Source organism: Terrabacter terrigena, from assembly GCF_042676085.1.
GTDB lineage: Bacteria > Actinomycetota > Actinomycetes > Actinomycetales > Dermatophilaceae > Terrabacter > Terrabacter terrigena.
Genome location: NZ_JBHTKH010000007.1, coordinates 70,845 through 89,585, shown reverse-complemented (window position 1 = coordinate 89,585; position 18,741 = coordinate 70,845). Strand labels below are relative to the sequence as shown.

The 18,741-nt window shown below is 70.8% G+C and carries 18 protein-coding genes; 8 read left to right on the top strand and 10 right to left on the bottom strand.

Translation table 11 applies throughout. From position 1 onward, the window contains the following. Positions 1-53: 53 nt before the first annotated feature. The 8 genes from ACFQ2V_RS12325 to rpmH form a co-directional block, all read right to left on the bottom strand. Positions 54-1,214 (bottom strand): ParB/RepB/Spo0J family partition protein, encoded by a 1,161-nt coding sequence (locus ACFQ2V_RS12325; protein ID WP_386052990.1) that lies wholly within the window; start codon positions 1,212-1,214, stop codon positions 54-56. 352 nt (positions 1,215-1,566) lie between these two features. After that, a complete protein-coding gene (locus ACFQ2V_RS12320) occupies positions 1,567-2,337 on the bottom strand; it encodes a ParA family protein (RefSeq protein ID WP_386052989.1) in 771 nt (256 codons plus the stop codon). A 934-nt stretch (positions 2,338-3,271) separates the two neighbouring features. After that, positions 3,272-4,096, bottom strand: a complete 825-nt coding sequence (gene rsmG, locus ACFQ2V_RS12315; RefSeq protein WP_386052988.1) for a 16S rRNA (guanine(527)-N(7))-methyltransferase RsmG — start codon at positions 4,094-4,096, stop codon at positions 3,272-3,274. 135 nt (positions 4,097-4,231) lie between these two features. After that, entirely contained in the window at positions 4,232-4,897 is a 666-nt protein-coding gene (locus tag ACFQ2V_RS12310) for a Jag family protein (RefSeq protein ID WP_386052987.1), read from the bottom strand. Between the two features lie 96 nt (positions 4,898-4,993). Continuing rightward, the gene (yidC, locus tag ACFQ2V_RS12305) at positions 4,994-5,983 is read right to left on the bottom strand and encodes a membrane protein insertase YidC (RefSeq protein WP_386052986.1); all 990 of its coding nucleotides are present in this window, start codon (positions 5,981-5,983) and stop codon (positions 4,994-4,996) included. Continuing rightward, a complete protein-coding gene (gene yidD / locus ACFQ2V_RS12300) occupies positions 5,980-6,309 on the bottom strand; it encodes a membrane protein insertion efficiency factor YidD (RefSeq protein ID WP_386052985.1) in 330 nt (109 codons plus the stop codon). Before yidD ends, yidC begins: the two co-directional genes overlap by 4 nt. Beyond that, the gene (rnpA, locus tag ACFQ2V_RS12295; protein WP_386053165.1) at positions 6,306-6,605 is read right to left on the bottom strand and encodes a ribonuclease P protein component; all 300 of its coding nucleotides are present in this window, start codon (positions 6,603-6,605) and stop codon (positions 6,306-6,308) included. The genes yidD and rnpA overlap by 4 nt, the downstream gene beginning before the upstream one ends. A 69-nt stretch (positions 6,606-6,674) precedes the next feature. Continuing rightward, positions 6,675-6,812 carry a 50S ribosomal protein L34 gene (rpmH, locus tag ACFQ2V_RS12290; protein WP_010849920.1) on the bottom strand — a complete coding sequence of 46 codons (138 nt, stop codon included), beginning with the start codon at positions 6,810-6,812 and terminating at the stop codon, positions 6,675-6,677. A gap of 545 nt (positions 6,813-7,357) precedes the next feature. Between rpmH and dnaA the strand changes: the two genes are divergently transcribed. Then, positions 7,358-9,001, top strand: a complete 1,644-nt coding sequence (gene dnaA / locus ACFQ2V_RS12285; protein ID WP_386052984.1) for a chromosomal replication initiator protein DnaA — start codon at positions 7,358-7,360, stop codon at positions 8,999-9,001. 34 nt (positions 9,002-9,035) lie between these two features. On the opposite strand, the gene ACFQ2V_RS12280 is transcribed toward dnaA, so the two are convergent. After that, positions 9,036-9,176 carry a hypothetical protein gene (locus tag ACFQ2V_RS12280; RefSeq protein ID WP_386052983.1) on the bottom strand — a complete coding sequence of 47 codons (141 nt, stop codon included), beginning with the start codon at positions 9,174-9,176 and terminating at the stop codon, positions 9,036-9,038. Between the two features lie 64 nt (positions 9,177-9,240). Beyond that, entirely contained in the window at positions 9,241-9,912 is a 672-nt protein-coding gene (locus ACFQ2V_RS12275; protein ID WP_386052982.1) for a hypothetical protein, read from the bottom strand. A 257-nt stretch (positions 9,913-10,169) separates the two neighbouring features. On the opposite strand from ACFQ2V_RS12275, the gene ACFQ2V_RS12270 reads away from it, so the two are divergent. From ACFQ2V_RS12270 to ACFQ2V_RS12240, 7 genes are all read left to right on the top strand, one after another. Beyond that, positions 10,170-10,661: a TetR-like C-terminal domain-containing protein gene (locus ACFQ2V_RS12270; RefSeq protein ID WP_386052981.1), complete on the top strand. Its 492-nt coding sequence runs from the start codon at positions 10,170-10,172 to the stop codon at positions 10,659-10,661. 637 nt (positions 10,662-11,298) lie between these two features. Beyond that, positions 11,299-12,426 (top strand): DNA polymerase III subunit beta, encoded by a 1,128-nt coding sequence (gene dnaN / locus ACFQ2V_RS12265; protein ID WP_386052980.1) that lies wholly within the window; start codon positions 11,299-11,301, stop codon positions 12,424-12,426. A gap of 165 nt (positions 12,427-12,591) precedes the next feature. Beyond that, a complete protein-coding gene (gene gnd / locus ACFQ2V_RS12260; RefSeq protein WP_386052979.1) occupies positions 12,592-13,608 on the top strand; it encodes a phosphogluconate dehydrogenase (NAD(+)-dependent, decarboxylating) in 1,017 nt (338 codons plus the stop codon). Positions 13,609-13,683: 75 nt separating this feature from the next. Next, on the top strand, positions 13,684-14,949 hold the full coding sequence (recF, locus tag ACFQ2V_RS12255) for a DNA replication/repair protein RecF (protein ID WP_386052978.1): 1,266 nt from the start codon (positions 13,684-13,686) through the stop codon (positions 14,947-14,949). Continuing rightward, a complete protein-coding gene (locus tag ACFQ2V_RS12250; protein WP_386052977.1) occupies positions 14,942-15,529 on the top strand; it encodes a DUF721 domain-containing protein in 588 nt (195 codons plus the stop codon). Before recF ends, ACFQ2V_RS12250 begins: the two co-directional genes overlap by 8 nt. An 83-nt stretch (positions 15,530-15,612) precedes the next feature. After that, positions 15,613-17,076 carry a protealysin inhibitor emfourin gene (locus ACFQ2V_RS12245; protein ID WP_386052976.1) on the top strand — a complete coding sequence of 488 codons (1,464 nt, stop codon included), beginning with the start codon at positions 15,613-15,615 and terminating at the stop codon, positions 17,074-17,076. A 141-nt stretch (positions 17,077-17,217) separates the two neighbouring features. Then, on the top strand, positions 17,218-18,648 hold the full coding sequence (locus tag ACFQ2V_RS12240) for a M36 family metallopeptidase (RefSeq protein ID WP_386052975.1): 1,431 nt from the start codon (positions 17,218-17,220) through the stop codon (positions 18,646-18,648). Positions 18,649-18,741 lie beyond the last annotated feature (93 nt).

Below are 18,741 nucleotides of genomic sequence, written 5' to 3'. Positions count from 1 at the left end.
GGTCCCCGTCTCGGTGGTCGGGTCGTGATCCCGCGCTCGCGCCGACCGTGGCGTCAGTCGCGGTCGGGCGACATCCCCATGAGGCCGAGGATGCGTCGGAGGTCCTCCATCGAGGCGAACTCGACGGTGATCTTGCCCTTGCGCTGGCCCAGCGCGATGGCCACCCGCGTCTCGAGGTGGTCCGAGAGGTTCGAGGTGAAGTCATCGAGCTGCGGGTGGCGGCCGCCAGCACGGGGCCGACGCGGCTTGGGCGCGTCGTTGCCTTCCCCCAGGGCCACCAGCTCCTCGACGTTGCGCACCGAGAGACCCTCAGCGACGATGCGCTGCGCCATCCGCTCCATCGCGCCGCCGTCGGCCAGGCCGAGCAGGGCGCGGGCGTGACCTGCACTGAGCACACCTGCAGCGACCCGGCGCTGGACGAGGGGCGGCAGCTTGAGCAGGCGCAGCGTGTTCGAGATCTGCGGACGCGACCGGCTGATGCGGGTCGCGAGCTCCTCGTGCGAGCAGCCGAAGTCGTCGAGCAGCTGCTGGTAGGCCGCGGCCTCCTCGAGCGGGTTGAGCTGGCTGCGGTGGAGGTTCTCCAGGAGTGCGTCGCGCAGCAGGTCGTCGTCGCTCGTGTCCTTGATGATCGCCGGGATCACGCCGAGGTCGGCCGCCTGTGAGGCGCGCCAGCGCCGCTCACCCATGATCAGCTCGTACGTCTTGCCGTCCGCCTCTGACAGCTGGTCCGCCGGGATGCGGCGCACCACGACCGGCTGGAGCACGCCAATCTCACGGATCGAGTGGACGAGCTCGGCCAGGTGGTCCTCATCGAAGACCGTGCGGGGCTGCTTGGGGTTCGGTCGGATGGACTCGATGTCGAGCTCGGCGAACTCGGCTCCGGGCACGACAGCCAGGCCGCTCGTGGCATCTTCGGTCGCCACCTCGCCGGCAGCGCGTGGCGCGTCGGATGCCTGCGCACCGTCCTGCCCGTCGTGAGGGGTCGTCGTGGGCGCGCCGTTCGCCTGCGCCGCGGCCGGCGTCGCGTTCACCGCGGGCTCGGCCTGGGACGGTGCGTCTGCGGTGGCCGGCTCTGCTGGCGGGGCGTCGATGGTCTGACTCGGCTGCTTCTGCTCGGTGAAGAAGACGTCGACGGGTCGACCCGCGCCTCCACTCGGCGCGCTCGGGATGAGGGCTCCGAGGCCTCGACCCAGTGCTCGACGCTTCTCCGCCATTCGCCAACCCCTTGTCATCACCGACGCGCCCATCGCGTCCGGCGCTCAGTCTAGGTGCTGCCGGATGCTGGTCCGCGCACCTGCGGCGTGAGTCGCGGCGGTGCCGTTGGTACCGGCTGGCGCATGCGTTTCACGTGAAACACGAGCGACCGTGAGTTTTGGCCCGCTGAACGGTGGGTAGGCAGTCACATTTCACGTGAAACGCGGCTCGGTCGATGGTCGTGCAGTCGGCATAACAGTCGTTTCACGTGAAACGCGACAATCCGCCGCACGGGCCCACACGGTTTCACGTGAAACGGGACCGCCGTCAGCGGCGGTCCCGTTACCTGGATGACCCAGATCCGGTTGCGGTTCAGACGTCGACGGCTGCACCTCGATCGGCGAGCTCGCCAGCGGCTTCGAGATATGCCAGAGCGCCACTGCTCGCCGGGTCGTAGGTCATCACGGTCTCGCCGAAGCTCGGCGCCTCGGAGACACGGACCGAGCGCGGCACCGTCGTCCGCAGCACCTGCTCGGGAAAGTGTTCGCGCACCTCGTCGGCCACCTGGGCCGAGAGACGCGTGCGACCGTCGTACATCGTCAGCAGGATCGTCGAGACATGCAGTGCCGGGTTGAGGTGGCGCTTGACGAGGTCGATGTTCTTCAGCAGCTGGGAGAGGCCTTCGAGCGCGTAGTACTCACACTGGATCGGGATGAACACCTCGCTCGCGGCAACCATGGCGTTGACCGTGAGCAGGCCGAGGCTCGGGGGGCAGTCGATGAGGATGTAGTCGAACTCGTGACCCTGCTCAGCCGCGGCCGCGATCGCCTTCTGGAGGCGGGACTCGCGGGCGACGAGCGACACGAGCTCGATCTCGGCGCCGGCCAGGTCGATGGTCGCGGGCGCGCAGTGCAGGTTCTCGACGGTGGAGCAGGGCTGCACGACGTCGAGCAATGGCGAGCCGTCCACGAGGACGTCGTAGATGGACGGCACCTCCGCGTGGTGGTCGATGCCGAGGGCGGTGCTCGCGTTGCCCTGCGGATCGAGGTCGATGACGAGGACGGTGAGCCCGGCCTGCGCGAGCGCAGCCGCGACGTTCACCGTGGTGGTGGTCTTGCCGACACCGCCTTTCTGGTTCGCCACCGTCAGAACCCTTGGCGAAGCCGGCTTCGGGAAGGGACGCCCCGTCAGCTGGATGCGGCGGCGGGCGTTCTCGGCCAGTTCGCGGGCGAGAGGTGTGTCCGTTCCCGGCGTGGGCAGGGCCGCGGCGAGCGCCTCCCTGTCTGCGTGGTCGACCCGCTGGCGTACTGCTTCGAGTGATTCGTCCACAACGTTGTCCCCAGCCCCATATGAGGAGGATTCCCGTTCAGAAACGCCCATGGGGCCCGCTTCGTCCACCGCGTTGTCCACAGGCGGCTGAGCCACGTGTCCCGGCATCGACTCCGCCTCCCCCGCCACTGTCGGCTCCGCCACGACGGAGCTCTCGGTCGGCTCGGCGTCCGTCTGCACGATCGGCACCTCGGTCGTCTCGGGCTCGGCGGAGAGGTCGCGACCGGAGGCCGCCGCAGGGTCGACCGGAGGCTCGACGTTCGCATCGGTCGTCGAGTCGGTCGTGGAGTCCGCACCAGGTAGGAGGTCCGGCAGCGTGACCGGCAGGTCGCCGTCGGACGCCCCGCCGGCCCGGTCTCCGGAGTCGTCGCCCGACGATGGGTGGGTCACGCGGCCGTCAGCGAGGTCTGACCCTGTAGCAGCGGGTTGGCCCGCGGCAACGACGGTGTCCTCCACGATGAGGCTCGGCTCTGTCGTAGGGACGGACTCAGTCATCTCCATGACACCGGTCGTGCTGGCCGGGGCGGAGTCGACGGTCGAAGGGTGGTCGATGGCTTGGCCGTTCGTTTCACGTGAAACACCGAGCATGCGAGCCAACCACCCCAGACGTCGGTGCTCCGGCTCCGGGTCGGGTTCACTCGGCCAGCCGAGGTTGGTCGACATCGTCACAGGGAGCGCACCTCCGGGTTTGAGGGCCGACCACGCCGTGCACACGGCTGGGGCCGACCTTCGAATGGTCTGGACACGATCATGGCTGATGGCGCCGACGACCGCTCGCCGCCGGGCCGGAGCGTCGCGATCCGCGCGGTCGATCTGCCCGTCGACGTGCTGAGCCTGCACTCGACGGCTGCTTGGAACCGAAGCGTCGGCGGTCGACGGCCGCACCGATGGTGGCTCGCAGCACCAGGGTCGGCTCGTCGAGCAGGTCGCCGCCGACAGGCTGCACCTCACTCTCCACGACACCGAGGCGGACCAGCGCCGCCCGGCTCTCGTCGAGCTCGGACTGGGCCCGTGAGCCCTTGAGCGCCAACAGGCTGCCGCCATCGGTGAGGAGCGGCAACGTCCACTCGGCGAGCTGGACGATCTTCGAGACGGCGCGCGCCGTCACCCAAGGCGCAGCGAGCCGGTCCCACAGGGCCTCGGCGCGCGCGGTGTGGACGGTCACGTTGGGGAGCTCCAGCTGCTGCACCGTCTCCGAGAGCCAAGCGGTGCGTCGGGCCAACGGTTCGACGAGGTGGAGCTCGAGGTCGGGCCGGGCGATCGCCAGGGCGAGCCCGGGCAGCCCGGCGCCCGAGCCGACGTCGATCACCCGCTGCACGTCCCCCGTCCGGGGAATCAGCTCCTCCACGACGGCGCAGTTGAGCACGTGCCGGTCCCACAGGCGCGGCGCCTCACGAGGACCGATCAGCCCGTGACTGATCCCGGTGTCGGCGAGGATCGCCACGAAGTGCTCCGCCAGCGCCAGCCGCTCGCCGAAGACATGGGCGGCCACAGCCGGCACAGCCGGGGCGCCCGGCTCCCCCAGCTCCATGGGCTCGACGCGCTCGATCGGTTCGGGAGCTTCGTGGTTCACTCGCTCCCACTCCTCACGTAGTTGGTCCAGCCGGCCGCTCACGAGCCACGTTTCACGTGAAACGAGACGGTATGCAGGCGGCGGTTCAGGCGGGTTCAGGCGGGTTCAGGCGGGTTCAGGCGGGTTCAGGCGGGTTCAGGCGGGGAGGATGACGATGTGACGGTGCGGGTCCACACCCTCGGACTCGGACACGAGACCGGCAGCGGCCACCTCGTCGTGCACGACCTTGCGCTCGAAGGCCGTCATCGGCTCCAGGGAACGCTTCGTGCCGGACTCCTTGACCTCGGCGATGGCCACCTTCGCGAGCTCGACGAGCGCCGAGCGACGCTGCGCGCGGTGGCCCGCGATGTCGAGCATGAGGCGGCTGCGCTCACCCGTCTCGGCCTGCACGGCGAGCCGGGTCAGCTCCTGCAGCGCCTCGAGAACCTTGCCGTCGGCGCCGACGAGGCGACGGGGCACCCGGCCCTCGTCGGAGTCGACGATGGCGATGGCGGCGCGGTCACCGTCGACGTCGACGTCGATGTCGCCGTCGAGGTCGGCGATGTCGAGCAGCGTCTCGAGGAAGTCGGCAGCGACCTCACCCTCACGCTCGAGCTGGCGAACCCGCGACTTCTTGTCGCCCTTGTCAGCCTTGTCGCCCGTGTCGGCCTCAGGCTCCACGTCCGGCGCGTCGCTCCCCTCCTCGGGGGAGGCAGCTGCCACCGGCTCGACAGCGGCCGTCGCGTCGGCCACGGCGGGGCGCTCGTCTCCCGTGGAAAGGTCGGTCTGGTTGTCGGCCTCGGTAGCCTGTGTGTCGCTCATGGATAACTCCTTCGTTCACCCCGGGCAACTGTGGAAAAGTCACGTTTCCGCAGTTCAGAGGCCCAGAGGCAGTGTGGACAAGATTGTGGACGAACCTCAGCGACGGTTCTTGGGCGCCTGCGTACGGGCGCGCTTCTTGCTCTTGGGCTGCTGGCGCTGACCGGCCTTGGGGGCATCGTCGGGCACGCCGTCGCTGGTGTCGAGGCCGGGGACCGTGAGCTCCTCGACGGTCTTGCCCTTGCGCTCCAGGCGCTTGCGCCGGTTGGCCTCGGCCTCGGATCCCGGTGCGGGCATGTTGCGGATGACGTAGAACTGCTGGCCCATCGTCCACAGGTTCGTCGTGAGCCAGTAGAGCAGCACACCGACCGGGAAGTTGACGCCGGAGATCGCGAAGAAGATCGGCATCAGGTAGAGCAGTACCTTCTGCTGCTTGGCGAACGGGTTGTCGAGGGCCGACGCCGGCATGTTCTTGCGCATCAGCTGGTACTGCGTCGTGAACGTCGTCGCCGACATGAGCACGATGAGGATCGCTGTGAGGATCTTGGTGCTGAGCGGTGAGGTGGCGCCCTGCATGAAGAAGGCGTCTGAGAGCTTCGCGCCGAAGATCGTCGAGCTCTCGATGACCCTGGCGACCCCGCCGGTGATCGGCCCGATGGCGTCGTGGCCTGGGACGCCCTCGGCCTGTGCCTTGAGGTTGTTGAGCAGCTGGAAGAGCGCGAAGAAGAACGGTGACTGGATGAGGATCGGGAGGCAGCTGCTGAACGGGTTGGTGCCCGTGCGCCGGTAGAGATCCATGATCTCGGCCTGCTGCGCCTTCTGGCTCTCGGGGTCGCGCTTGCCCTTGTACTTCTTCTGGATCTTCTGCATCTCGGGCTGGATGAGCTGCATCCGGCGCGAGGAGTGGATCTGCTTGACGAAGAGCGGGATCAGCAGAACCCGGACGACGACGGTGAGGCCGACGATCGACATCGCCCACGCCCAGCCGGTCGGCAGCCCGATGGTGTCGAAGAGCCAGTGCCAGGCGTACATGACCCAGGCTTCACCGAGCTTGATCGGATAGAGCAGGGTGTTGAAGAACTCGATCAACGTCTTTCCTCTGTCATCGGGTGACCGGCCGGGTGGTGTTCACCGGAGGGCCGGAAGTCGGCGGGGTCCCAGTCGTTGCGCTCGGCCCATGTCATCGGAACGGGGTCGACACCCCCCGGGTTCCACGGGTGGCAGCGGCCGATGCGCCGGGCGGCGAGCCAGCCGCCGCGCACGGGCCCGAACCGCGTGAGTGCCGTAACGGCGTACTGCGAGCAGCTGGGGTAGAAGCGGCAGGTGGGCGGCCGCATCGGGGAGATGAGGCGCTGGTAGAGCCGGACGGCGAGCACGAACGGGGCCGCGAGCACGCGGTTTACCGTGGCGCTCATGGGCGGCAGACCTTCTCGAGCTGGCGGCCGAAGGCGGTGTCGAGCTCTGCCCAGCTGGCCTGCGCCGCTGCCGGGTTGGCGCGCACGACGAGGTCATACCCGGCAGGTATGCCGTCCAACCGGGACGCGACGCTGGCGCGGAGTCGGCGCTTGGTGCGGTTGCGCACCACGGCGTTGCCGACGGCCTTGGACACAACAAAACCGACGCGCGGCGGAAGTTCCGCACGCGCATCGGTCCGGTTGGCATGCACGACGATCAGTCGCCCGCCTGCTCTGCTGGCGCCAGGCCCGCGCACTGCCGTGGTGAAGTCCGCCCGCTCACGCAGTCGGTGACGTGCCGGCAGCACGCCGCGGCCTCCGGCGACTCAGGCAGAGAGCTCGGCGCGGCCCTTGCGGCGGCGTGCAGCGAGAATGGCGCGGCCGGCGCGCGTGCGCATGCGAAGGCGGAAGCCGTGCGTCTTGGCGCGGCGACGGTTGTTCGGCTGGAAGGTGCGCTTGCTCACGAGGTTCTCCGTAGGTTGCGGGTGCACGCCCGACGCAGCTGCGGCAGGAGGCTCCCGGGGTGGGGCTGGCGGTGGCCGATGCGACCGCAATCGGCAAGCCCAGGGAGGACCGGACCCGGCAGAACCGGGGCTCGGGGCCATGGGCATGCGAAAGAGGTCGCAGACACGCTCGGTCAACGATACGGGAGCGCCGGAAGAAGGGTCAAACCGGTGCGGAGGCCCGGGCCGGACGGACCAGAACAGACGATCTTGGAACGTGCGCCCGCGATTGCAAGGCGACACGCCGCGGCCGCAGAAGTTCTCGGCTCGGCGCGATTGTCACGACGGCCCCGGCGGGGTAGGTTTTCGACTTCACGATCCTCACCCGACCCATGCACAGGCTGTGGACAAACGTGTGGACAACAGGGCATCGTTCACCGAGGCACGGGCGCGTCCCAGTCGTCCGACCCGGCATGGTCGAGCTCCCGCTCGACCTCGCTCGAGTGCGCTCAGCGCCGGGATCGAAACAAGTGCAACGGAATTGACTTCAGGGGCAGGTGGGATTGGTGGCCGAGACAGGCGTCGACTACGCGCAGATCTGGCAGCAGACGCTCGGCACACTCGACTCCGGGCTGTCGAACCAGGAGCGCGCGTTCGTCCGGCTGTGCCGTCTCGTCGGCGTGCTCGACCAGACCGCGCTCGTGCGTGCTCCCAACACCTTCACCAAGGACTTCCTCGAGCAGCGCGTCCGCGAACAGATCCACACCGCCCTGGGTGACCAGCTCGGGCACCCGGTCGCTCTCGCCGTCTCCGTCGACGAGAGCCTCGAGACCGACCTCGGCATGATCAACGACGAGCCGACCGGGCAGGTGCACGACGGCCCGCGCCGCTCGGCCGGCCCCGACTCCATCGGGCACCACAACGGCCCCCCGGCGGGCGGGGCGAACGGGGCCAGCGGCCTACGCGCTCCGGGACAGAGCCCGGCGCACCACGCGAACAACCCGCTTCGTGACCTCGCCGAGAGTGCACCGGCGCTCAACGGCGCCGACCTCGACGAGCCCGGCCGGCCGGCATACCCCGACGTGCAGACGCAGATGGAGCTCGGCCCCGACCCGCTGAGCGGCGGCGAGAGCGGACCCCTCCGGCTGCAGCAGCGTCCGGAGCCGAGCTCGCCCGGCGACACCCGGCTCAACCCGAAGTACACCTTCGACACCTTCGTCATCGGCGCGAGCAACCGCTTCGCCCACGCGGCGGCGGTCGCGGTCGCCGAGGCGCCGGCCAAGGCGTACAACCCGCTCTTCGTCTACGGCGAGTCGGGTCTGGGCAAGACGCACCTGCTCCACGCGATCGGCCACTACGCGCGCACCATGTTCCCGAACGTGCGGGTGCGCTACGTGAACTCCGAGGAGTTCACCAACGACTTCATCAACAGCATCCGCGACGACAAGGCGAGTGCGTTCCAGAGTCGCTACCGCAGCGTCGACGTGCTGCTCATCGACGACATCCAGTTCCTCCAGGGCAAGCTGCAGACGCAGGAGGAGTTCTTCCACACCTTCAACACGCTGCACAACGCGAACAAGCAGATCGTCATCACCTCCGACCTGCCCCCGCGCGAGCTGTCCGGCTTCGAGGACCGCATGCGCACCCGGTTCGAGTCGGGCCTGCTGACCGACGTGCAGCCGCCCGACCTCGAGACCCGCATCGCGATCCTGCGCAAGAAGGCGATCCAGGACCGCATGTCGGTGCCCGACGACGTCCTCGAGTACATCGCGACGAACTTCAGCACCAACATCCGCGAGCTCGAGGGCGCCCTCATCCGCGTCACGGCGTTCAGCAACCTCAACCGCCAGCCCGTCGACCTGCCGCTCGCCGAGATCGTGCTCAAGGACGTGCTTCCCAACGAGACGCCCAACCAGGTGACCGCGGCGACGATCATGGCGGTGACGGCCGCCTACTACGCCGTCACCATCGAGGACCTCTGCGGTTCGAGCCGCTCGCGCCAGCTCGTCACGGCCCGCCAGATCGCGATGTACCTCTGCCGCGAGATGACCGACCTCAGCCTGCCGAAGATCGGCCAGCACTTCGGCGGCCGCGACCACACGACGGTGATGCACGCCGACCGCAAGATCCGTGAGCTCATGGGTGAGCGCCGCGCGATCTACAACCAGGTCACCGAGCTGACCAACCGCATCCGCCAGCAGTCCCACTGACGCGGGGGCCTGTCGGCCCCGATGGCGTATGCCGTCAGCCCCGCCGGGCGGTGATGGTGGCCGCGAGCGCGTCGTCCCACGGCGTGGGGGCGAGCCCGAACGTGCGCTGGGTGAGCGTGCTGTCGAGCACGAAGGGCCGCTCGAACTGGTGGCGCGTCTCGCGGACCTCGCGCATGAAGGGGACGACGAGCCCGGCCGCGGTGCCGAGCGGGCGGGCAGCACGCGTACCTTCCTGGGCTTCACGCCGGCGATCCGGGCGATGTCGCGCGCTGCCTCGTCGAAGGTGCGCGGAGCCGAGGTCGGCACGTGCCACGCCGGCCCCTACGCGTCGTCGCTCGTCGCGACGCGGGCAGCGAGGGCGCCCACGTCGGGGACGTAGGTCCACGAGTGCGGGGCTCGGCCCGACCGATCGGCACGAACGGTGGGCGGCCAGCGAGCAGCGCGTCGAGGACGACGTCGCACAGGTAGCTGGTGCGCGGCGTGGTGCCCGGGCCGAAGTAGTCGCTGGAGCGCAGCTCGGTGGCTCGGAGACGTCCCGCGTCGTGGCGGGCCAGCGCCTCGGTCCACATGTCCGCACGCAGGGCGCCCTTGTGCCCCGCAGGGCGCATCGGGTCGCCCTCCCTCATCGGCGCCGCGACGCGGCCGTAGCCGTAGAGGTTGCCGATGATGACGAGGCCGGCACCGGAGGCCTCGGCCGCGGCCAGGGTGGCGGCGGCGACGGGGGGCCAGTCGGTGTCCCACGTCAGGTAGCGGGGCGGGTTGACCGCGTTGACGATGCTGGCGGCGCCCGTGGCGAGGGCAGTGAGACGAGCCGCGTCGGCGGCGTCGGCAGCGACGACCTCGACGGCGCCCGGGTCGGTGGCCTCCCAGGGCCGCTCCGGCACCCGGCCCGAGCGCGAGGCGAGGGTCACGGTGTGGCCCCTGTCATGGACGCGACTGGGACCCCCGCGACGCTCGGCAAGCGCGCCCGCAACCGCAGGACGGTCGAGGCCGACATCCTCCGCGTCGCGCGCGATCACCTGGCCACGTCCGGCGCGGCCGGCCTCAGCCTCAGGGCCGTCGCCCGCGACCTCGGCATGGTGTCTTCAGGCATCTACCGCTACGTGGAGAGCCGCGACGAGCTGCCGACCCGGCTGATCGTCGACCCTATCTCTCACTTGCCGACACGGTGCGAACCGCGCACGACGCGGTCGACCCCGCCGACCTCGTCGGTCGATGGAACGCTCTCCGCCGGGCGCTGCGCGGGTGGGCCCTGGAGCATCCGCACGACTTCGCGCTCATCTACGGGTCACCGGTGCCGGACTACCAGGCGCCGGCCGAGCGGACGACCGAGCCGGGCACCGCCGTCATGGCCCTGCTCGTCACCCTGCTCGAGGACGCGCGACGAGCGGGGCGCGTCCCGGGCGCCGACGCCCTCGGCGTCACCCCGCCCGACGCGACGACCGCCCTCGGGCCGCTCCTCGAGGACCCCATGTTCGACGACACCGGCATCGACCCGGCCATGCTCGCGCAGGGAATCGCGGCGTGGACGCTGCTCCGCGGGGCCGTCACGAGCGAGGTCTTCTCGCAGCTCGGCCCACTGCCGGACCCTCCCGCGCTCTTCGAGACGCTGCTCTCCGCATCACCCCGCCTCGTGGTCACCGCCACCCCCGCGGACTAGTCCGCGGCATCGCTCGCCGGCCGTGCACGCCCCTCGGGCCCATGACGTCCACATCTGTCCACACCCTTGTCCACAGCTGTGTGCACAGCGTGACCTTCCCGTGACCCCCGGGGACCAGACGCGCGCAGTGGCATCAGCCAAGGGTTGTCCACCGCTTGTGGAAAACTCTGTGGAAGCGGAGCCCTCCTCCACGCACAGCTGACTAGTCACCAATGCCAGCAAATCGGACAAAAGACGAACGCTCCTCCACACCGTCCTGTGGAAACGTGTGGACGAACAGCGGCCGCCTGCGGACAAGGTCGCCGCGGGCTGTGGGGACGCTGTGCAGCGCGGATCCGCGTCCACAGCAGGCGCGTGACGCGACTGTTCGCGGCACACACGTCGTGCACAGCCCCGTCCGCGGCCTGACCTGCCCGAACTCGGGTTGTCCACAGCATCCACAGCACCTATGACTATGACGAGACCCAAGTCGAGGAGATGAGCCCCGACAACGAGGGTCGGGCCGAACGCTCGCGGCGACCCCGGCAAACGTGTGATTTCGACCTGTCTGGTCATCACGGGAGTGTCTGTGGTGTCAGTCACCGGCAGGCACTAGTGTCTGAGCCCCAATGACCTTCCCCGTCGAAGTGAGTGCACCGTGAAGTTTCGGGTTGAGCGAGACGTCCTGGCCGAGGCCGTGACCTGGGTTGCGCGTGGCCTGCCGGCCCGCCCGCCGGTCCCCGTGCTCGCAGGCGTGCTCGTCGACGCGAACGAGGACGGCACCCTCACGCTGTCGGCGTTCGACTACGAGGTGTCCGCGCGCATCACCGTGCCGGCCGACGTCGCCGAGGCCGGCCAGGTGCTCGTGCTCGGGCGCCTGCTCGCCGACATCTCGCGCAACCTGCCCAACAAGCCGATCGATGTCAGCACCGACGGCACCAAGGTGAACGTCGCCTGCGGCTCCTCCCGCTTCGCCCTGCGCGAGATGCCCGTCGCCGACTACCCGACCCTCCCGGCAGCCCCCGAGGCGAGCGGAACCATCGCCGGCGACGTCTTCACCCAGGCCGTCGCCCAGGTCTCCGTGGCCGCCGACAAGGGCGACACGCTGCCGATCCTCACCGGCGTTCGCATGGAGATCGACGGCGACAAGGTCACCCTGCTGGCCACCGACCGCTATCGCCTCGCCATGCGCGAGCTGACCTGGAGCCCGACCGCGACCGACGCCAACCACGTCGCCCTCATCCCGGCTCGCCAGCTCTCCGACACCGCCCGCGCCCTCGGCGCCTCGGGCTCGGTCGAGCTCGCGCTCGGTCAGGGCGGCGACGGCCTCATCGGCTTCGAGGCCGGCCAGCGCCGGGCGACCACCCGACTGCTCGACGGCGAGTACCCCAAGGTCACCTCGATCTTCCCGACGTCCGTCGACACCGAGGCCGTCATCGAGACCGCCGCCCTCGAGGAGGCCGTCAAGCGCGTGGCCCTCGTCGCCGAGCGCAACACCCCGGTGCTGCTGAAGTTCACCGACGGCCAGGTCGCCATCGAGGCCGGCACCGGCGACGACGCCCAGGCCTCCGAGGCCGTCGAGGCGACCCTCAACGGTCCCGAGATCCAGATCGCCTTCAACCCCCAGTTCCTGCTCGACGGGCTCCACGCCGTCGGCACGGCCTGGAGCAGGCTCAGCTTCACCCAGCCCAGCCGCCCCGCCGTGCTGACCGGGCAGGCCGAGGCCGACTCCGAGCCCGACAGCAGCTACCGCTACGTGCTCATGCCGGTGCGCTTCGCGAGCTGAGCCGCCCTCGGCCATGCAGTCCCTGGCGTACGCGTGTGGCGGCGCCCGCGGGACCATCCGCGCGCCCGACCGCACGGACGCCCTGCCGCCGGCAGGGCAGCAGGGCGTAGCCTCGAACCGCGCCACCCGATCGACCCCCGTCCTCACGTCAGAAAGGCTCGCGCCATGCAGCTCGGTCTCATCGGTCTCGGCAAGATGGGCGGCAACATGCGCGAGCGGTTGCGTCGCGCCGGGCACGAGGTCGTCGGTTTCGACTTCAACCCCGACGTCCGCGACGTCGCCTCGCTCCCCGAGCTGGTCCAGGCCCTCGAGGCGCCCCGCGTCGTCTGGGTCATGGTCCCGGCCGGCGACCCGACGAGGCAGACCGTCGCCCAGCTCGGCGACCTGCTCGAGCCCGGTGACCTCGTCATCGACGGCGGCAACTCCCGCTTCACCGACGACTTCGAGAACGCGAAGCTGCTCAGCGAGAAGCAGGTCGGCTACGTCGACTGCGGCGTGAGCGGCGGCATCTGGGGCCTCGACAACGGCTACGGCCTCATGTGCGGCGGCGACGCCGAGTGGGTCGAGAAGGCGATGCCCATCTTCGACTCGCTCCGCCCCGAGGGACCCCGCGAGGAAGGCTTCGTCCACGCGGGCGAGGTCGGCGCCGGCCACTACACGAAGATGGTCCACAACGGCATCGAGTACGGCCTCATGGCGGCATACGCCGAGGGCTACGAGCTGCTCGAGAAGAAGGACATCGTCAAGGACGTCCCCGGAGCCTTCAAGGCGTGGAGCCGCGGCACCGTCGTGCGGTCGTGGCTGCTCGACCTCATGGTCAAGGCCCTCGAGGAGAACCCCCACCTCGACGACGTGTCCGACTACACCAACGACTCCGGCGAGGGCCGCTGGACCGTCGAGGAGGCCATCGCGCTCGGCGTCCCGATGCCGGTCATCTCGGCCTCGCTGTTCGCCCGGTTCGCCTCGCGCCAGCAGAGCTCGCCGACGATGCAGGCCGTCGCCGCCCTGCGCGGCCAGTTCGGTGGGCACCAGGTCATGACCATCGCCGAGGGCGAGGAGCTGCGCCGCAAGACCGGCGACGAGGGGTCGACCCACCCGGCGCCGGCCCCCGAGCAGGCCGGCTCGGCAGGCCACGATGCCGCGAACGCCGGCCCCTCCTCGGGCACCGGCTCCACCTCCTGACGTCCGTGGCGCGGCCGGGAGCCCTGCGCGGCAGGGCGCCCGGGCCCGCCACCTTCGAGAACCAGCCGACCTGACGTGCACGTCCGCCACCTGACGCTCAAGGACTTCCGCAGCTACCCGAGTGCCGAGCTCGCACTGACACCGGGGGTCACCACGCTCGTCGGCCTCAACGGGCAGGGCAAGACCAACCTCGTCGAGGCGGTCGGCTACCTGGCCACGCTGGGGTCGCACCGCGTCGCAACCGACCAGCCCCTCGTGCGCTTCGGCGCAGCCCGGGCGATCGTGCGCGGCGCGATCGTGCGCGACGAGCGCGAGACGATGGTCGAGCTCGAGATCACGCCGGGCCGAGCCAACCGGGCCCGCCTCGGGCGCTCTCCCGTCCCACGGCCGCGCGACGTGCTCGGGACGGTGCGAACGGTGCTCTTCGCGCCCGAGGACCTCGCCCTCGTCAAGGGCGACCCGTCTGAGCGGCGCCGCTTCCTCGACGAGCTGCTCGTCCAGCGCCAGCCGCGCTGGTCGGGCGTGCGCTCCGACTACGACAAGATCCTCAAGCAGCGCAACGCCCTGCTGAAGTCGGCGGCCCCGGTGCTGCGCAAGGGCGCCCGGCGCCAGCCGCGGGCCGGCGACCCGCCGCTCGAGGAGGCCGGCGAGTCCGCGCTGCACACGCTCGTCGTCTGGAACGACCACCTGTCGACGGTCGGCTCGCAGCTCCTCTACGCCCGGCTGCGCCTGCTGCGCGACCTCGTGCCCGACCTGTCCGAGTGCTACGACGCCGTCAGCGCCGCCGCCTCCAACGCGAGGGCGACCTACCGCAGCTCGTTGCACGAGGACCTCGCGAAGCGACTCGCCGAGGGCGAGGTGCCCGAGGTCGACGAGCTGCGCGCCGGCATGCTCGACACCCTGGAGCAGGTGCGGCCCAACGAGATCGAGCGCGGCATCACCCTCGTGGGCCCGCACCGCGACGACCTCGTGCTGTCGCTGGGTGAGCTGCCGGCCAAGGGCTATGCCAGCCACGGCGAGTCGTGGAGCTTCGCCCTGGGGCTCAAGCTGGCGGCATACCGGCTGCTTCGGCGCGACCTCGGCGACGACCCCGTGCTCGTGCTCGACGACGTGTTCGCCGAGCTCGACTCCGGCCGGCGCGAGCGACTGGCCGGGCTGGTCGCCGACTGCGAGCAGGTGCTCATCACCGCGGCCGTGGGCGCCGACGTGCCCGACGTCCTGCGCGAGAGCGGCACCACGTACGCCGTCGTGCTCGGTCAGGTGGGCCCGCTCGGCGAGGCCGACGCCCCCGAGGCCGTCGAAGACGCCCCCGAGACCGTCGAAGCGGGCGACGATGCCTGAGGACGAGACGCGCCCCACCCCCGCCGGCGACGAGAACCCAGCACCCGGGGAGGTGCCGCCGCCGAGCGACGAGGAGACGCGTATCGCCGACGCGGCCGCATCCGCCCTCGCCCGGGCCCGTGCGGCCGCCGCCGACAAGGGGCTGCGTCCGGGCATGAAGCCCCGCAAGCGCCGCCGCCCCATCGGCCACGCACCGGTGCTCTCCGGCTCCTCGCGCGACGGGCGCGACCCGTCGCTGCTCGGCGACCAGCTCGACCGGCTCCTGCTCGACCGCGGCTGGAAGGTCGACGTCGCGGTCGGCTCGGTCATGGGCCGCTGGCCCGAGATCGTCGGACCCGACATCGCCGGCCACGTCACACCGCAGACCTTCGTCGACGGCGTTCTCACGGTGCAGGCCGACTCGACCGCCTGGGCCACGCAGATGCGGCTGCTCGCGTCGTCCCTGCTCGCGCGCATCGACGAGGAGATCGGGGCGGGTGCCGTCAGCGAGCTCAGGGTCGTCGGACCGAGCGCGCCGTCGTGGAGTCGAGGCGCCCGCCGGTCGCCCGACTCCCGGGGCCCGCGCGACACCTACGGCTGACTCCCCACCCCGCGCGGTGACCCTGCACGCACCTCCATGCGTGCCGAAGGGCGGCTGTCGGTGATCCGACGCAGACTGTCGTCATGACCCAGATGCCGCAGTGCACGATCGTCCCGCCCTACATCCTCGAGGCGCTGGCGGCGAGCGACGAGCCCGCCGTGGCCAAGCACGCCCGCGAGGCGCTGCAGCACGACGAGCACCTGCGCTCCACCCGCCGCACCCCGACGGCGCGCCCCACCGGACGGCGCGCCCCCCGGCGAGAGGACGCCGACGGCACCCACGGCACCGGGCCGCACCGCACGATCTCCGACGCCAAGGGCACGCAGACCACCCCCGGCACGAAGATGCGCGCCGAGGGCGAGCCCGCCTCCGACGACGAGGCGGTCAACGAGGCCTACGACGGACTCGGCGCCACCTGGCAGCTGTGGTCCGCGGCGTACTCACGCGACTCGCTCGACGGCAAGGGCATGCCGCTGCTCGCGACCGTCCACTACGGCCGCAACTACGACAACGCCTTCTGGGACGGCACGCAGATGGTGTTCGGCGACGGTGACGGCGTCATCTTCGAGCGGTTCACCAGGAGCGTCGACGTCATCGGGCACGAGCTGGCCCACGGCGTGACCGAGCACACGGCGGGGCTGCTCTACCAGGGCCAGTCGGGCGCGCTCAACGAGTCGATCTCCGACGTCTTCGGCGTGCTCGTCAAGCAGCACCAGCTCGACCAGAGTGCCGAGCAGGCCGACTGGCTCGTCGGCGCCGACCTGCTCAACCCGTCGGTCAAGGGCCGGGCGCTGCGCGACATGCGCAACCCGGGCACCGCCTACGACGACCCCCGCCTCGGCAAGGACCCGCAGCCGGCCCACATGGACGACTTCGTCGACACCGACGACGACAACGGGGGCGTGCACATCAACTCCGGCATCCCCAACCGCGCCTTCGTGCTGGCCGCGCTCGAGATCGGCGGCAACGCCTGGGAGGCAGCGGGCTCCATCTGGTACGCCGTCGTGTCGGGCGACGGCATCAGGGCCGACTGCGACTTCGCCACGTTCGCCGGCCTCACGGTGACCGCCGCCGGGTCGACGCACGGCGACGGCTCGGCCGAGCAGGCCGCGGTCCGCTCGGCCTGGGAGCAGGTCGGCGTGCTGGCCCCGGCAGGCGGGCCCGGCGACGCAGGCCCTGCGGGCGCTGGCGGCGAGACGGGCGGTCCGGACCGCTCGACCCCCGTGCCTTCGCCGGGCGAGGGCCACGGCCAGGCCCCGAGCGCCGACGCCCAGGTGCTGCTGCGGCGCACGGGTGGCTTCGCCGGCCAGGTGCGTGAGCGGCAGGTCGCGCTGGGCGAGCTCCCCGAGCGCGACGCCAAGGACTGGCAGCACCTGCTGGCGGCGCCGACGCTCCAGCGCATCGCGGCCTCGACCGAGCGCACCCACCCCGACGCCTACATCTACTCCGTCGTCTGCGACGAGGCCGGGTGCAACGTGACGATCCAGGAGCCGCACCTGCCGGAGGCGATCCACTCCCTCTTCGAGCGCACCCTCGCCGACGACTGACGGGACCGACGACTGAGCCGCTTGCCGAAACCGGGCGAAGTCTTTACGAATCCTTGCCGGTCGGGGCTGCCGGGCGGTGGTTGCCTGTGTCGTCGCCACCACGTGCTCGTTCCCCGCGAGCTCCCTCCCTGAAAGGTCGACATGCGTCGCTCACCTCTCGTCGCCTCGGCCGCGGTCATCGCCGCGGCGGGCGCCCTGCTCTGCACCGCTGGTTCCGGCTCCGTCGCGGCACCCCTGCCTGCAGCCGCCCCCGCAGCCCGCACCCCCGTGCCCGCCGACGTCACCCTCGTCCAGGTGCGCCAGAGCCTGCTCGGGTCACACACCTGGTACGCCCAGACCTACCGCGGCGTGCCCGTCCTCGGTGGGTTCTATGCCGTGCACTCCACCGGTGCGACCTCCTCGGTCGACGACGGCCGCAGGTCGGTGACCGGCCTCGCCTCGGTGACGCCCGGCCTGGCCCGGGCCGGCGCGGCCTCGGCGGCCAGGGCCCACGGCAACGCCCGCTCAACCCGCCTCGTCGTGGTCCCGGGGGTGGGCGGAGCCCCGGCGGCGCTCGCCTACGAGGTGACGACCGACCAGGACAAGCAGGTCCTCGTCGACGCGCGCAGCGGCAAGATCGCCAAGGTCACCGACGAGCGCCGGCTCGCGACCGGTTCGGGCAAGGTCTTCGACCCCAGCCCGGTGGTCGCCCTCCAGAACGAGTCCCTCAAGGACTCCGCCAACGCCGACTCCGCCGTGCCGGCCGCCGCCTACAAGACGGTGACGCTCGCGAACCTCGACGGCTCCGGCTACCTGCGCGGCGCGTATGCGACGGTCGTCAACAGCACCAGGGGCAAGAACCCGGCCGCCTTCTCCTCGACGAACGCGTTCCTCTACACGCGCAGCGACAACCGCTTCGAGCAGGTCAACAGCTACTACGCCGTCGACCGCCTGCAGACCTACATCCAGTCGCTCGGCTTCACGAACGTCAACAACGAGGCCCAGGACCTCAACGTCAACGCGACCACCCAGGACAACTCCTGGTACACCCCGAGCCAGGACACCATCACGATCGGCACGGGCGGCGTCGACGACGGCGAGGACCAGGAGGTCGTCTGGCACGAGTACGGCCACGCGGTCCAGGACGACCAGGTGCCCGGCTTCGGCGCGAGCAACGACGGCGGCGCGATCGGCGAGGGCTTCGGCGACTACCTGGCCGCCACCATGTCGCAGGCGAACTCCGCCGACACCGCGACGACCCCGTGGGCGTGCGTCATGGACTGGGACTCGACGAGCTACACGTCGACCACGCCGCACTGCATCCGCCGCCTCGACACGGCCAAGACCGTCGCCAACCGCACCGGCGAGGTGCACGACGACGGCGAGATCTGGAGCCACGCGCTCTGGGACATGAACCGGAACCTCGGCCGCGACAAGGCCACCCGGATCATCCTCGAGGCGCAGTTCGGCTACTCCCCCACGACGACGTGGGCGGCCGCGGCGCAGAAGACGGTCGACACCGCGACGGCGCTCTACGGGGCGGCCGACGCCGCCACGGTGCGCGCCGCCTTCCAGGCGCGCGGCATCCTCTGACGAGAGGGCGTCGACAGGGGTGTCGCACCACCCAAGGCGTATGCCGGGAGGTCGGGTTCCGCTGGGACCCGGCCTCCCGGCACACCCGGTCGC

Bases quoted from the DNA above. Each gene is read 5' to 3' on its own strand.
- ACFQ2V_RS12325 (WP_386052990.1), bottom strand. From the start codon at position 1,214: ATGGCGGAGAAGCGTCGAGCACTGGGTCGAGGCCTCGGAGCCCTCATC.
- ACFQ2V_RS12310 (WP_386052987.1), bottom strand. From the start codon at position 4,897: ATGAGCGACACACAGGCTACCGAGGCCGACAACCAGACCGACCTTTCC.
- yidD (WP_386052985.1), bottom strand. From the start codon at position 6,309: ATGAGCGCCACGGTAAACCGCGTGCTCGCGGCCCCGTTCGTGCTCGCC.
- ACFQ2V_RS12280 (WP_386052983.1), bottom strand. From the start codon at position 9,176: ATGCGCGAGGTCCGCGAGACGCGCCACCAGTTCGAGCGGCCCTTCGTG.
- gnd (WP_386052979.1), top strand. From the start codon at position 12,592: ATGCAGCTCGGTCTCATCGGTCTCGGCAAGATGGGCGGCAACATGCGC.
- ACFQ2V_RS12250 (WP_386052977.1), top strand. From the start codon at position 14,942: ATGCCTGAGGACGAGACGCGCCCCACCCCCGCCGGCGACGAGAACCCA.
- ACFQ2V_RS12245 (WP_386052976.1), top strand. From the start codon at position 15,613: ATGACCCAGATGCCGCAGTGCACGATCGTCCCGCCCTACATCCTCGAG.
- ACFQ2V_RS12240 (WP_386052975.1), top strand. From the start codon at position 17,218: ATGCGTCGCTCACCTCTCGTCGCCTCGGCCGCGGTCATCGCCGCGGCG.